Here is a 14597-nt window from a genome sequence, read left to right as displayed (position 1 = left end):
GATGTCGTCTCTTGTGTTCATGAAGTCGCCCAGCCGCCGCGCCTGCGCTCGCAGTGCGTCCTCGCTACGGGCCGACAGGACCCACGGCACGACGTCTTCGGCCGGCTCAGAGGTCGGCTCCGGTACGGGGGCCTGATCGGTGGGCTGCTCGATGATCACGTGGGCGTTGGTGCCCGAGAAGCCGAAGGATGAGACGCCGGCTCTGCGGGGACGGTCGCCGCTACGCCACTCGACCGGCTCGGTCAACAACCGCACCGCACCGCTGTCCCACTCCACATGCGAAGACGGCTCATCAATATGCAACGACGCCGGCAACACCCCATGCCGCATCGCCATCACCATCTTGATCACACCCGCCACACCAGCAGCGGCCTGCGCATGACCGATATTCGACTTCACCGACCCCAACCACAACGGCCGATCCCCCGAACGACCCCGCCCATACGTCGCCAACAACGCCCCCGCCTCAATCGGATCACCCAACCTCGTCCCCGTCCCATGCGCCTCCACCACGTCCACCCCGCTGGACGGCAGTCCCGCCGCGGCCAATGCGGCAGCGATCACGCGTTCCTGCGCGACCCCGTTCGGGGCCGTGAGACCGTTGCTCGCGCCGTCCTGGTTCACCGCCGAACCCCGCACCACCCCCCACACCCGACGACCCGCACGACGCGCATCCGACAACCGCTCCAACAACACCAAACCCACACCCTCCGACCACCCCGTCCCATCAGCACCCGCCGCGAACGCCTTACACCGCCCATCCGCCGCCAACCCACCCTGACGAGAGAACTCGACAAAGGTGTTGGGGGTGGACATGACGGTCACACCGCCTGCCAGGGCGAGGGTCGACTCGCCCTGGCGCAGCGACTGGCACGCCAGATGGATCGCCACCAGCGAGGACGAGCACGCGGTGTCGACCGTTACCGCCGGCCCCTCCAGACCGAAGGTGTACGACACGCGGCCGGACGCGACGCTCGGTGTGCTGCCGGGCATGAGCCGTCCTTCGACGCCGCTGGGGATACGGCCGAGGAAGCGGGAGCCGTAGTCGTCGTACATGACACCGGTGATCACCGCGGTGGGGGTGCCGCGGAGCTCGGCGGGGTCGAGACCCGCGCGTTCGAACGCCTCCCAGGCGGTCTCCAGGAGCAGCCGCTGCTGCGGATCCATCGCGAGCGCCTCACGCGGACTGATCCCGAAGAACCCCGCATCGAACAGATCCGCGTCATAGAGGAAACCGCCCTCGCGGGTGTAGCTGTGCCCTTCTCGGCCGGGGTCCGGGTCGTAGAGACCCGCCACGTCCCAGCCCCGACCCGCGGGGAACCCACCGACCGCGTCGCGGCCCGAGGACACGAGGTCCCACAGGTCTTCGGGCGAGGTCACCCCACCGGGGTACCGGCAGGCCATCCCGACGATGGCGATCGGCTCATCGGCGCCTACCGCGCGGCGCGCGGGATTGCGGACGGACGGGGAGGCCGCCGCCCCGCCGGTGAGCCGGGTGCGCAGGAACCGGATCAGCGCTCCGGGGGTGGGGTGGTCGAAGATGATCGTGCTGGGCAGGCTGACGCCGGTCGCCGCGTTGAGCCGGTTGCGCAGTTCCAGCGCGGTCAGCGAGTCGAATCCGAGGTCCTGGAACGCGCGGGCCAGATCGAGGGTCTCCGGTTCGGGGTGCGCGAGGACGCCGGCGACCTGCTCGCGGACGACGAGGCCGATGACCCGGTCCTGTTCCGCGGCGGGGAGCGCGGCGAGCCGTCCCGGCAACGACGCGGCGGCGGGCTTCCGCGCGGCGGCGCGAACCTGGCTGCGCAGCAGGGGCGGCAGCGTTCCCGCGGCGGCCTGCTCGCGCAGCGCGGCCCGGTCGAGCCGGACCGGCACCAGGGTGGGATGTGCGCTGGTGAGCGCGGTGTCGAGCAGGGCGAGCGCCTGGTCATCCGGGAGCGCGGCGACACCGGAGCGGGTGATGCGGGCCAGGTCGGCGTCCTCCAGCCCCGCGGTCATGCCACCGGACGTCTCCCACAGGCCCCAGGCGAGCGCGGTGCCCGGGCGGCCTTCGGCTCGACGGTGCTCGGCCAGGGCGTTGAGGAACATGTTCGCCGCCGCGTAGTTGCCCTGGCCGCCGCTACCGAGAACGGACGCGGCGGAGGAGAACAGCATGAAGGCCGCCAGGTCCTGGTCGCGCGTCAGCCGGTGCAGGTGCCAGGCGCCGTCCAGCTTGGACGCCAGGACGGCGTCGAGCCGTTCGGGTGTCAGTGCGGTGACAACGCCGTCGTCGATGATCCCGGCGGCGTGGACGACGGCGGTCAGGGGATGCGCCGCGGGGACGGAGGCGAGGAGCGCCGCCAGCGCCTCGGCGTCGGTCACGTCGCAGGCGGCGACGCGGACCTCGGCGTCCAGGTCGTGCAGGCCGGGATCGCCGCCCCGGCGGCCGGCCAGCAGCAGATGCCGGGCGCCGTGCTCGGTGGCGAGGTGCCGGGCGACCAGCCGGCCGAGTGCTCCGGTGCCGCCGACGATGAGGACGGTGCCGTCGGGATCGAGTGCGGGGCGGGTCGTCTCCCCGTCCGCCGGCGCGCGCACCAGCCTCGGCACCAGTACCTCGCCGCCGCGGATCGCCGCCTGGGGCTCGGCTGCGGCGAGGACGGTCTGCAGGACGCCGCGGGGGACGTCCTCTTCGTCGGTGTCGACGAGGAGGATCCGGCCGGGGTGCTCGGCCTGCGCGGCGCGCACCAGGCCCCAGACGGGCGCGGTGGCCAGGTCAGCGGGTGCGTCGCCGTCGGCGGGGGCGACCGCACCCCTGGTCACGATCGCGAGGCGGTCGGCGGTCCCATCACCGGACAGGCGGTCCTGGAGGAACTCCAGGACCCGGTGGACGGCGGCGTGCGCCTGCGCGGGCACGTCGCCGTCCACCGCGCCGGGCGGGCACCGCAGGACATCGATGTCCTCTTCCTCATGGGCCGCGGCCTGCTCCGTCCGGGTAGCGAGCCGCTGCCATTCCACCTGGTAGAGGGCGTCGCCGGTGACCGTCTGGGCGCTGCGCCACCTCTCGGCGGAAACCGTCCGGAGCCCCAGCGCGTCGACGGTGAGTGCCGGGGCGCCGTTCTCGTCGCCGAGGGTCAGCCTGAAGGTGTCGGAGCCGCCGGGCGTGAGCCGGGCGCGCAGCCGGGACGGGCCGGCCGAGTGCAGGCGCACCCCGCTGAACGAGAACGGCAGCCGGACGGTCCGGTCGTCGTCGTGACGGAGTGCGCCGATGGCGTGCAGCGCCCCGTCGAGCAGCGCCGGATGAATCCCGTACCCGCCGGCGTCTCCGCGCTGCTCGGGTGCGAGCGCCACGTCCATGACGATCTCGTCGCTGAGCCGCCACGCGGCCCGCACGCAGCGGAAGGCGGGGCCGTAGCGATAGCCCTGGTCGGCGAGGCGCTCGTACATGTCGGCGACGTCGATCTCGACGGCGTCCGACGGCGGCCAGGCGTCCGGCGGCGTGTCCGACGGCGCGGGGGCATCCGTCGTGGCGAGCGTTCCGGCGGCGTGCCGGCGCCATGCCGCCTCCTCGTCGGGGTCGTCGCCGGCCGGGCGGGAGTAGATCGTGACCGCGCGCCGTCCGGCCTCGTCGGGCACCGACACGGCGATCTGGACGTCGACGGCGCCGGCGGCGGGCAGCGGCAGCGGCGCCTCCAGCGTCAGGTCCTCGATCAGGTCGCAGCCGGCCCGCGTCGCGGCGGCCAAGACGATCTCCAGGAACGCCGTGCCGGGCAGCGGGACGCTGTCGGCGACGGCGTGATCGGCCAGCCAGCCGTGAGTGCGCCGGGACAGGCGGCCGGTGAGCAGGAGTTCGCCCGTGGCGGGTTCGACGACGGCCTGGAGCAGCGGGTGGTCCGAGGGACCGACACCGGAGGCGTTCACCCCGGCGGCGTCCGGGATGGGCCGCCAGTAGCGGCGCCGCTGGAAGCGGTAGGTGGGCAGGGGCACCATCCCGGCGCCCTGGGGTAGTGCGGCGGCGAAGTCGACCTCGGCGCCGTCGACGTGCAGGGCGGCTAGAGCGGTCAGGAAGGTGCGGGCCTCGTCGTGGTCCTTCCGCAGGGTGGCGGCGAACACCGGCGGGCCGTCCGCGGCAGGTTCCTCGGTGGCGAGGGCTTCCTGCGCGATCGCGGTGAGGACGGGGTCCGGTCCGAGTTCGAGATAGCGGACGACGCCTTCCGCGTGGAGGGTGCGCAGACCGTCGTGGAACCGCACGGGGCGGCGGACGTGCCGGACCCAGTACTCGGGGTCGGTGAGCTGCCCGGCCTCGGCGGTCCGGCCGGTGAGGTTGGAGATGACCGCGAGGCGCGGCGCGTCATAGGACAGGCTCCGGGCGACCTGGCGGAAGTCGTCGAGCATCGGCTCCAGGCGGGGTGAGTGGAAGGCGTGGCTGACGCGGAGCCGACGCGTCTTGCGCCCCAGGTCGCGCAGGTGTCCCGCGACCTGCTCGACGGCGTCCTCGTCGCCGGACACGACGACGGCGGCGGGCCCGTTCACGGCGGCAAGCGAGACGCGGTCGTCTAGCCCGGCGAGCAGCGGTACGACCTCGTCCTCGGCGGCCTGGACGGCGGCCATCGCCCCGCCGGCCGGCAACGCCTGCATCAGCCGCCCGCGCGCGGCGACCAGCACGCAGGCGTCCCGCAGCGACATCACACCCGCGGCGTGCGCGGCGGCGATCTCGCCGACCGAGTGGCCGGTGAGATGGCCGGGAACGAGCCCGAACGACTCGGCGAGCCGGAACAGCGCGATCTCGATCGCGAAGAGCGCGGCCTGCGTCACGCCGGTCTGGTCGAGGTCGGCGGCGGCGCCAGGGTCGAACACCAGGTCACGGACAGAACGGCCGAGCAGCGGGTCCAGGTGCGCGCACGCCTCGTCGAACGCCGCCGCGAACGCCTCGAAGCCCTCGTAGAGCCCGCGGCCCATGCCGGGGCGCTGGCTGCCCTGCCCGGTGAACATGAAGGCGGTGTCGCCGGAGCGCACCGGGCCCGCCGCCCGCGTCAGACCGGGATGGTCGTGGCCGCGGGTCAGCGCGTCCAGTCCGGCGCGCAGTTCCTCGCGGCCGACGCCGAGGACCACCGCGCGATGCTCGAAGGCCGTCCTGGTCCTCGTGAGCGACCAGCCGATGTCCGCGACGGGAAGGGCGGGGTGTGCGGCCAGGTGCCCGGTCAGCGCCTCGGCCTGCGCTTCCAGGGCCCGGGGGGTGCGCGCCGACAGGACCCAGGGCACCGGGTCGCTGGGCGGACGATGGTCCCTGGCCGCGGGTTCCGGCTCGGGTGGCTCCTCCAGGATGAGGTGGGCGTTGGTGCCAGAGATGCCGAACGAGGACACGCCGGTCCGGCGGACGCGGGCGCCGCGCGGCCACGCGACGGGCGCGGTGAGCAGGCGTATCGCCCCGGTGTCCCAGTCCACGTGCGGGGTCGGCTCACCGGCGTGGAGGGTGGCGGGCAGCTGCTCGTGCCGCATCGCCATGACCATCTTCATCAGGCCGGCCACGCCCGCCGCGCCCTGGGTGTGCCCGAGGTTGGACTTGACCGAGCCCAGCCACAGCGGCCGGTCCGGCTCGCGGTCCGGACCGTAGACGGCGAGCAGTGCCCGCGCCTCGATCGGGTCGCCCAGCCGGGTGCCCGTGCCGTGCGCCTCCACGGCGTCGACCTCGGGCGGCGACAGCCCCGCGGCATCGAGGGCCTGCCGGATCACCCGCTGCTGCGAAGCCCCGTTGGGGGCGGTGAGGCCGTTGCTCGCTCCGTCCTGGTTGATCGCCGAGCCGCGGATCACGGCCAGCACCCGGTGCCCGTTGCGGCGCGCGTCCGACAGCCGTTCCAGCAGGACCATGCCGACGCCCTCGGCGAAGCCGGTGCCGTCGGCGGCCGCGGAGAACGCCTTGCAGCGCCCGTCGGGCGCGAGGCCGCGCTGCCGGGAGAACTCGGTGAACACGTTCGGAACGGCCATCACGGTCACGCCGCCGGCGAGGGCCATGACGCACTCGCCCTGCCGCAGCGCGTGACACGCCAGGTGGATCGCCGCCAGCGACGACGAGCACGCCGTGTCGATCGTCACGGCCGGGCCCTCCAGCCCGAGCGTGTAGGACAGCCGGCCGGACAGGACGCTGGGAGCGTTACCGGTCACCAGGTAGCCCTCGGCGGCCCGGTCGATGTGGGGGGTACCGAACCCGGGGAGGGCCGCCCCGGCGTACACGCCGGTGCGGCTGCCCTTGAGCGTGGCGGGGTCGATGCCCGCGCGCTCCAGCAGCTCCCACGACACCTCCAGCAGCAGGCGCTGCTGCGGGTCGAGCACCTGGGCCTCGCGCGGGCTGATCCCGAAGAACTCGGGGTCGAACAGGTCCGCGTCGTACAGGAATCCGCCCTCGCGGGCGAGGCTGGTGCCGGGATGGTCGGGGTCGGGGTGGAACAGCCGGTCCAGGTCCCAGCCACGGTCCTCGGGGAACGGGCCCATCGCGTCGCCACCGGAGGCGACCAGGTCCCACAGCTCCTCGGGGGTGCGGACGCCGCCGGGGAACCGGCACGCCATCTCCACCACCGCCACCGGCTCGGCGTGCCGTTCCTCGGCCTCGCGCAGCCGGCGCCGGGTGTCGTGCAGATCGGCGGTGACGCGCCGGAGGTAGTCGACCAGCTTCTCTTCGTTGACCGTCTCGTTGCCCATCCGAGATCACACGCCCAGCTCGTTGTCGATGAAGTCGAGGATCTGGCCCGCATCGGCCGTGCGCAGGCGGTCCGCCGCGTCGTCGTCACCGCCGCCGTTGGCGGCCGCGGGTGCGCGGGCCGCCTTCCACCGCGCCAGCAACGCCTCCAGCCGGGCCGTGACCGCATCGGCGTCCAGATTCTCGGCGGCGGTCAGGGTGCTCTCCAGCCGGGCCAGCCCGTCCAGGACCGGTGTGGTGGTGTCCGCTCCGGGGGACGGCTCGCCGTCCGGCGCGAGCTGTTCCAGGAGATGCCCGGCGAGCAGGGAGGCGTCCGGGTGGTCGAAGACGAGCGCCGCGTGCAGCCGCAGCCCGGTGGCGGCGGCGAGCCTGTTGCGCAGTTCGACACCGGTGAGGGAGTCGAAGCCGAGTTCCTTGAAGGAGGTGCTCGTGCCGACCGTCCCCGGATCGGCGTGCCCGAGCACGGTGGCGGCGTGCGTGCGGACGAGGGTGAGCAGGGCCTTGCGCCGCTCGGGGGGAGCCATCCCGGAGAGCCGGGCGGCCCAGTCGTCGGGCGACGCGCTCGCCGTGCTCGTCGCCGCGGCCGGGTGGCCGATGCGGCCGCCGGGCGGGGCCAGAGAACGCAGGGGGACGGGCAGGTCCGCGGCGGGACGGCCCGCCAGCGCCCGGGCGTCGAACGTCAGGGCGAGCAGGGCGGGATTCCCGTGGCGGCGCGCGGCCTCCAGCAGGGCCAGCCCCTCCGGGGCGGACGTGGGGTTGATGCCGTAGCGGCCGATCCGTGCCCGGTCGGCCTCGGCCAGCGCCCCGGTCAGGCCGCTGCCGTCCGCCCACAGGCCCCACGCCAGCGACAGCCCCGGTAGCCCGGCGGCGCGGCGGTGTACGGCGAGGGCGTCGAGGTAGGCGTTGGCCGCCGCGTAGTTGCCCTGCGCGGGTGTGCCGAGCGTGGAGGCGAACGAGGAGAAGACCACGAACAGCCCGAGCCGCAGGCCCGCCGTCGCCTCGTGCAGGTGCCGTGCGGCACCGGCCTTGTCCGCCCACACGCGAGGAAGCCAGCCCGGTGCCGCCGAGGTCACGAGCGCGTCGTCGAGCGTCCCGGCGGCGTGGACGACACCGGTCAGCGGGTGGGCGGGGTCGATCCCGGCGACCAGCTCCCGTACCGCGGCCTCGTCGGAGACGTCCGCGGCGACGATCCGCGTCTCGGCGCCGAGGCCCGCGAGGCGCGCTGCCAGTTCCGGAGCGCCGGGCGCGTCGGGGCCCCGGCGGCCGGCCAGGACCAGCCGCGCGACCTGCCGCGTCCGCACCAGATGCTCGGCCACGGCCGAGCCGATCGTCCCGGTACCGCCGGTGATGAGGACCGTGCCGTCGGGGTCCAGCCCGGCGGGCACGTCGAGGACGAGTTTGCCGGTGTGCTTGGCCTGGCTCATGAACCGCAGCGCGTCCCGCGCACGGCCGAGCGGCCATGCCCGCGACGGGAGCGGACCGAGGGTCCCGTCGGCGAACAGCCCGGCGAGCATCGTGAGCGTCGCGGCGATCCGGTCCGGCCCGGCATCGGCGAGGAGGTCGAACGCCGTGTAGGAGATCCGCGGATGGTCGGCGGGGTCGCGAAGGTCGGTCTTGCCCATCTCGACGAACCGGCCGCCGTCCGCGAGCAACCGCAGCGACGCATCGGTGAACTCACCGGCCAAGCTGTTCAGCACCACATCCACACCTCGGCCACCGGTCGCACGGCGCACCACGTCCTCGAACCCCAGATCCCGAGACGACGCCCGATGCGTCTCATCGACACCCATCCGCTCTAGAACCGCGTGCTTGCCGGGGCTCGCCGTCGCGTACACCTCCGCCCCCAAATACCGAGCGATCTGCACCGCCGCCATGCCCACTCCGCCGGTCGCCGCGTGAACCAGTACCGACTCACCAGCCCCCACACCCGCCAGATCCACCAGCCCGTACCACGCCGTCAGGTACGCCACCGGCACCGTCGCCGCCTGCCGGAAGTCCCACCCGTCCGGGACCGGGGTCACCGTCCGGGCGTCGGCCACCGCGACCGGGCCGAAAGCGCCGTCGAACACGCCCATCACCCGGTCGCCGGTCGCCAGGCCGGTCACGGCGGGCCCGACGTCGAGCACCACCCCGGCGCCCTCGTTGCCCATGGGCGCGTCCGCGTCCGGATACATGCCGAGGGCGATCAGCGCGTCCCTGAAGTTGATCCCGGCGGCGTGCACGGCGACGCGCACCTGACCGGGCTCCAGGGGCTCCAGCGCCTCCGGGCACGCCACGGCTCCGACCGCTTCGAGGGTCGCCTCCGGCCCGGCGGCCACCCGCCACGCGCGCGCCCCCGCGGGCGGGAACAGCTCCGATGGCGCGGCCGCGCGCGTCCAGCGCGGGACCAGCACCCGTCCGCCGCGGACAGCGACCTGCGGCTCGTCCGCGGCCACGGCCCACCGCAGCCCGAGAGCGACGTCGCCGTCTCCCTCGACGTCGAGCAGGATGAAGCGCCCGGGGTGCTCGGACTGGGCGCTGCGCACCAGGCCCCAGACCCCGGCGCCGCCCAGGTCGGGGGTGTCGGAGGCGACCGCGCCCCGGGTGACCAGCGCCAGCCGGGCCCCGGCGGGCCGGTCGTCCGCCAGCCAGTCCTGGAGTACGGCGAGGACCCGCTCGGACGCCTCCAGCTCACCGGTCGTGTCCACGGGCGCCACGACTACATCCGGTACGTCCCGCGGCAGCGCGGCGGGCTCGGCCGGCGGCGTCCAGTCGAGGGCGAACAGGCCTTCGGGGGCGCGCCGCACTCCCTCGGCCTCCGCCGGGCGCAGCACCACCGACTCCACGGTGAGCACCGGAGCGCCCGCCGGGTCGGCGAGGCTGACCCGTACACCCTGGTCGGGCCGCTCGCCGTGAGGCGAGACGCGGACCCGCACCGTACGGGCCCCGACCGCGTGCAGCGACACCCCGGTCCACGCGAACGGGAGCCACACCCGGCCGTCGCCGGGCCCGCCGTCCAGCAGGAGCAGGTGCAGCGCCGCGTCGAGCAGCGCCGGGTGGACACCGAAGCCCTCGCGTTCACCGGCCTCGTCCGGCAGCGTCACCTCCCCGAACAGGTCCGGGCCCCGCCGCCAGGCCGCGCGCAGCCCGCGGAACGCCGGACCGTAGTCATAGCCGTCATCGGACGCCCGGTCGTAGAAGCCGCTGACGTCGACCGGCTCGGCGTCGACGGGCGGCCAAACCCAGGGCTCGGGTTCACCCGACGGCCCAGGAGGCTCGGGGGCGAGAGTGCCGGAGGCGTGGCACGCCCACTCGCCCGACTCGGCGTCGTGGCCGGAGTACACCCGTACCTCGCGGCGGCCATCGGCGCCGGCAGGGTCGACGAGCACCTGAACGTGCAGGGAAGCCGATTCGGGAAGGGGCAGGGGCTCGTGCAGAAGCAGTTCCTCCACCGTCCCGCAGCCGACCTCGTCGGCGGCCCGCAGGGCCCACTCCGTCAGCGCGGCACCGGGCATCAGGACCGTCCCCGACACCGCGTGCTGGGACGTCCAGCCGTCACCGGCCGCGCCGAGGCGGCCCGCGAGCATCCGCCCGCCGTCGGCCAGCGCCACCGACGTCGGCAGCAGCGGATGCCCCGACCCCGTTCCGGCCTGCTCGGCGCGCCGGTCGGGCAGCCAGTACCGCTCGCGCTGGAACGCGTAGGTGGGCAGGTCAACGGTCCGGGGTGCCGGGTCGGCGGGGAACCAGGAAGCCCAGTCCACGGGGGTCCCAGCGGTGAAAGCCGCACCGAGCGCGCGGCCGATCCGGGCACGGTCGCCCTCGTCTCGGCGCAGGGTGGGCACGGCGGCGGCCGCGACCTCGGCCCGCTCGAAACACTCCTCCATCCCGACCGTCAGCACCGGGTGCGGGCTGGCCTCGATGAAGACCCGGTGGCCGGCGCCGAGGAGGGCGCCGACCGCGTCTGCGAACCGGACCGGTCGCCGCAGGTTCGTCACCCAGTAATCGGTGTCCAGATGGGCGGTGTCGATCCGGGTGCCGGTGACGGTGGAGTAGAACGCCATCTCGCCGCCGACCGGCACGATCCCGGCGAGGGTCTCGGTCAGCTCCCCGACGATCCGGTCGACCTGCGGGCCGTGGGAGGCGTAGTCCACCTCGACCGTCCGCGCCCGCAGTCCCCGTTCCTGGACGGCGGCCACGACGGCGGCGACCTGCGCGGGTGGTCCGGACACCACGGTGGAGGAGGGGCCGTTGACCGCGGCGACCACCACGTCCTCCGTCGACCCCAGCACCCGCCGCGCCTCTTCCTCCGACACGCCCAGCGAGGCCATCGCGCCGGCGCCGGACAACCTCCGCAGCGCGCGGCTCCGAACGGCCACGACCGCGGCGGCGTCCTCGATCGACAGGGCACCGGCGACGCAGGCCGCGGCGATCTCACCCTGGCTGTGGCCGACGACCGCGGCGGGCCTGACGCCGTACTCCGCCCAGACGGCGGCCAGCGACACCATCACCGCCCACAGCGCCGGCTGCACCACGTCGACGCGGGAGAACTCCGCGCCGCCGCCGCGGAGCACCGCCGCCAGCGACCAGTCGACGTGCGGTGCCAGGGCCTGTTCGCAGTCGGCGATCCGCTCGGCGAACGCCGGGGACTCCGCCAGCAGCCGGGCGCCCATCCCGGGCCACTGCGACCCCTGGCCGGGGAACACCAGCACCGGGCCCGTCTCCGCCGGCCGCGCCGCACCGGACACCGCCGCCGGGTGCGGGCGGCCGGACGCCACCGCGTCCAGGCCCGCCTTCAGCTCCTCCTCGCCGCCCACGATCACCGCACGGTGCTCGAACACCGAACGGGTCGTCGCCAGCGACCATCCCACCTCGGCGGCCGTGCCCTGCTCCCCGTCCGCCACGAAGCCGGCGAGCCGCGCGGCCTGGGCGCGCAGCGCCTCCGCGCTGCGCGCGGTCACCACCCATGGGACCACCGACGGCGCGGCGCCCGGCCGCCGGATGTCCGGCCCGTCCTGCCCGCCCGGCTCCTCCGGCGCCTCCTCCACGATCAGGTGGGCGTTGGTGCCCGAGATCCCGAAGGAGGACACCCCCGCACGGCGCGGACGGCCGTCGCGCGGCCAGGGGACGGCCTCGGTGAGCAGCCGGACGGCGCCCGCGGACCAGTCGACGTGCGGGGTGGGTTCGTCGATGTGCAGGGTGGCGGGGAGGGTCCCGTGCCGCATCGCCATCACCATGTTGATAAGACCGGCCACCCCCGCGGTCGCATGAGTGTGCCCGATGCTGGACTTGACCGAGCCGAGCCACAGTGGCCGGTCCGCCGACCGGCCCTGCCCGTACGTGGCGAGCAGCGCCTGCGCCTCGATCGGGTCGCCCAGCCGGGTGCCGGTACCGTGCGCCTCCACCGCGTCGACCTCGGTCGCCGCCAGCCGGGCGTTGGACAGCGCACGACGGATCACGGTCTCCTGCGCGGCGTCGTTGGGGGCGGTCAGGCCGTTGCTGGCGCCGTCCTGGTTGATCGCCGACCCGCGGACCAGCGCAAGGACGCGGTGGCCGTTGCGGCGCGCGTCCGACAGCCGTTCCAGCAGCACCAGGCCGACACCCTCGGAGAAGCCGGTGCCGTCCGCCGACGCCGCGAACGGCTTGCAGCGCCCGTCGGGGGCGAGCCCGCGCTGCCGGGAGAACTCGGTGAACATGATCGGGGAGGACAGCACCAGGACCCCGCCCGCGATCGCCAGCGAACAGTCGTCCTGCCGCAGTGCCTGCGCCGCCAGGTGGACCGCCACCAGGGACGCCGAGCACGCGGTGTCCACCGTCACCGCGGGGCCTTCCAGGCCGAACGTGTACGCCACGCGGCCCGAGATGACGCTCGCGAGGTTGCCGGTGGTGGCGTGCCCCTCGAAGCCCTCGGGAACACGCGGCAGCCCCGACATGTAGTCCTCGCTGGACACGCCCGCGTAGACGCCGGTCCGGCTGCCCTTCAGCAAGACCGGATCTATCCCGGCCCGCTCGAACAGCTCCCAGGACACCTCCAGCATCTGCCGCTGCTGCGGGTCCATGGCGAGCGCCTCGCGCGGGCTGATCCCGAAGAACCCGGCGTCGAACTTGTCCGCGTCGGTCACGAAACCGCCCTCGCGGACGTAGCTGGTCCAGGGGCGCGCCGGGTCCGGGTGGTACAGGCCGTCCAGGTCCCAGCCTCGGTCGGCGGGGAACCCGGTGATGGCGTCTCCACCGCGGGACACCAGCCGCCACAGCGCCTCGGGCGAGTCGACCCCGCCGGGAAAACGGCAGGCGATGCCGACCACGGCCACCGGCTCGGTGTGCCGCTCCTCCGACTCGCGCAGGCGCCGGCGCGTCTCGTGCAGGTCGGCGGCGGTGCGCTTGAGGTAGTCGACCAGCTTCTCTTCATTCGCCATGGCGCATTCCCATTCAGGAAACTCCCAGCTCGTTGTCGATGAAGTCGAGGACCTGCTCGGCGGACGCCTCCCGCAGCCGGTCCACCGCGCCATCCCCGGCCTCGTGCCCGGGCGTGTGCTTCCACTTCGCCAGGAGCCCCTCCAGGCGCGCCGTCACCGCGTCGCGCTCGCCGTCCCGGACGTCGGCGCCGGTCAGGGCCGCCTCTAGCCGCGCCAGCTCGGACAGGAGGGGGCCCGCGGCGTTTCTTCCCGCGGGCGTCCCCTCGTCTCCGGGCACGAGGCGACGCAGCAGCTCGGCGGCGACGTCCTGCGGCGTCGGATGCCGGAAGACAAGCGCGGTGGGGAGGCGGAGCCCGGTGGCCGATGCGAGTCGGCCGCGGAGCTCCACGGCGGTCGCCGAGCCGAGGCCGAGATCCTTGAACGTGGCGTCCAGGCCGACCGTCGCGGCGTCGGCGTGCCCCAGCACGGCGGCGGAGTGACCGCGCACCAGGTCCAGGACGAGCCGCCGCCGCTCGTCGCCGTCGAGCCCGGCCAGCCTGGCGGCCCAGTCCCCCGGCGCGCCGCCGGTGCCGGCCCCGGCGCGCCGCCGCCGGACGGGCCCGTTCGACCGGACGATCTCGTCCTGTGCCCGGCGGGGCCTCTCGGCCGCTGCTCGCGCGCCCGCCTCGCATAGCCGCTCGACGGCAGCAGGGCGCATCACCACCGACTCGGCGGTCAGGATCGGGGCGCCCAGCGCGTCGGCCAGCAGCACGCTCAGCTCGGCCTCCCCTCGCGGGGACAGCCGAACCCGCGCCGTCGTTGCCTCACCGGCCCACAGCGACACCCCGGCCCAGGTGAACGGCACCCGCACATGCCCGTCGGGAGGCGCGAACCGGTCATCCAGCAGCACCGGGTGCAACGCGGCGTCCAGGAGCACCGGGTGGATGCCGAACCCGGCCCGATCTTCGGCGCCTTCGGGCAACGCGACCTCCGCCAACAGGTCAGGTCCGTCCTGCCACAGCGCCCGGAGCCCCCGGGACGCCGGACCGTAGGTGTACCCGGCCGCCTCGGCACGCTCGTAGAAGCCCTCGACGTCCACCGGCTTCGCTCCTGGCGGAGGCCAGGCGCCGTCGAGTGTGCCCGTCTCCGCATGCGGGCCGAGAACGCCCACGGCGTGACACGTCCACGCGGTGTCCTCGTCTTCCGGACGGCAGTGGATTCGCATCTCACGTTCGCCACCAGGTTCGGGGGCGTCCACGGCCACCCGGACCAGCACCGCACCGGACGCAGGCAGGAGGAGGGGTTCCTGGAGCGTCAACTCTCGCACCGCGTCGGATCCGGCCTCGTCGGCGGCGCGCAATGCCCATTCCACCAACACCGACCCGGGCACCAGCTCCGTGCCCGCCACCGAGTGGGTGAGCCATCGTCCGGAACTCGCCGAGATCCGTCCGGTCAGCGCGACCTCGCCGTCGGCGAGCTCGATCGCCGCCGGAAGGAGGGGGTGATCCGTCGGACGCAGCCCGGCCGCGCCCATGTCGCCCGCGCCGCCGGAGCCGGTC

General features: G+C 74.6%; 3 protein-coding genes. All 3 read right to left on the bottom strand.

The window, feature by feature from the left end; genetic code table 11:
* Positions 1-6669 (bottom strand): type I polyketide synthase (locus AMA02S_RS44565; protein WP_157431162.1); only part of this gene is annotated, 6669 nt, incomplete at its 3' end.
* Between the two features lie 6 nt (positions 6670-6675).
* Positions 6676-13059, bottom strand: coding sequence for a type I polyketide synthase (locus AMA02S_RS39555; protein ID WP_067470167.1), 6384 nt, complete (start codon positions 13057-13059; stop codon positions 6676-6678).
* A gap of 13 nt (positions 13060-13072) precedes the next feature.
* Positions 13073-14597: polyketide synthase dehydratase domain-containing protein (locus AMA02S_RS43195; RefSeq protein WP_174551020.1), on the bottom strand; the 1525-nt coding region annotated here is incomplete at its 5' end.

It is taken from the genome of Actinomadura macra NBRC 14102, from assembly GCF_001552215.1.
Taxonomy (GTDB): Bacteria; Actinomycetota; Actinomycetes; order Streptosporangiales; family Streptosporangiaceae; genus Spirillospora; species Spirillospora macra.
The sequence above is the reverse complement of the archived record's forward strand: the minus strand, read 5'-3'. Positions and strand labels throughout refer to the sequence as shown.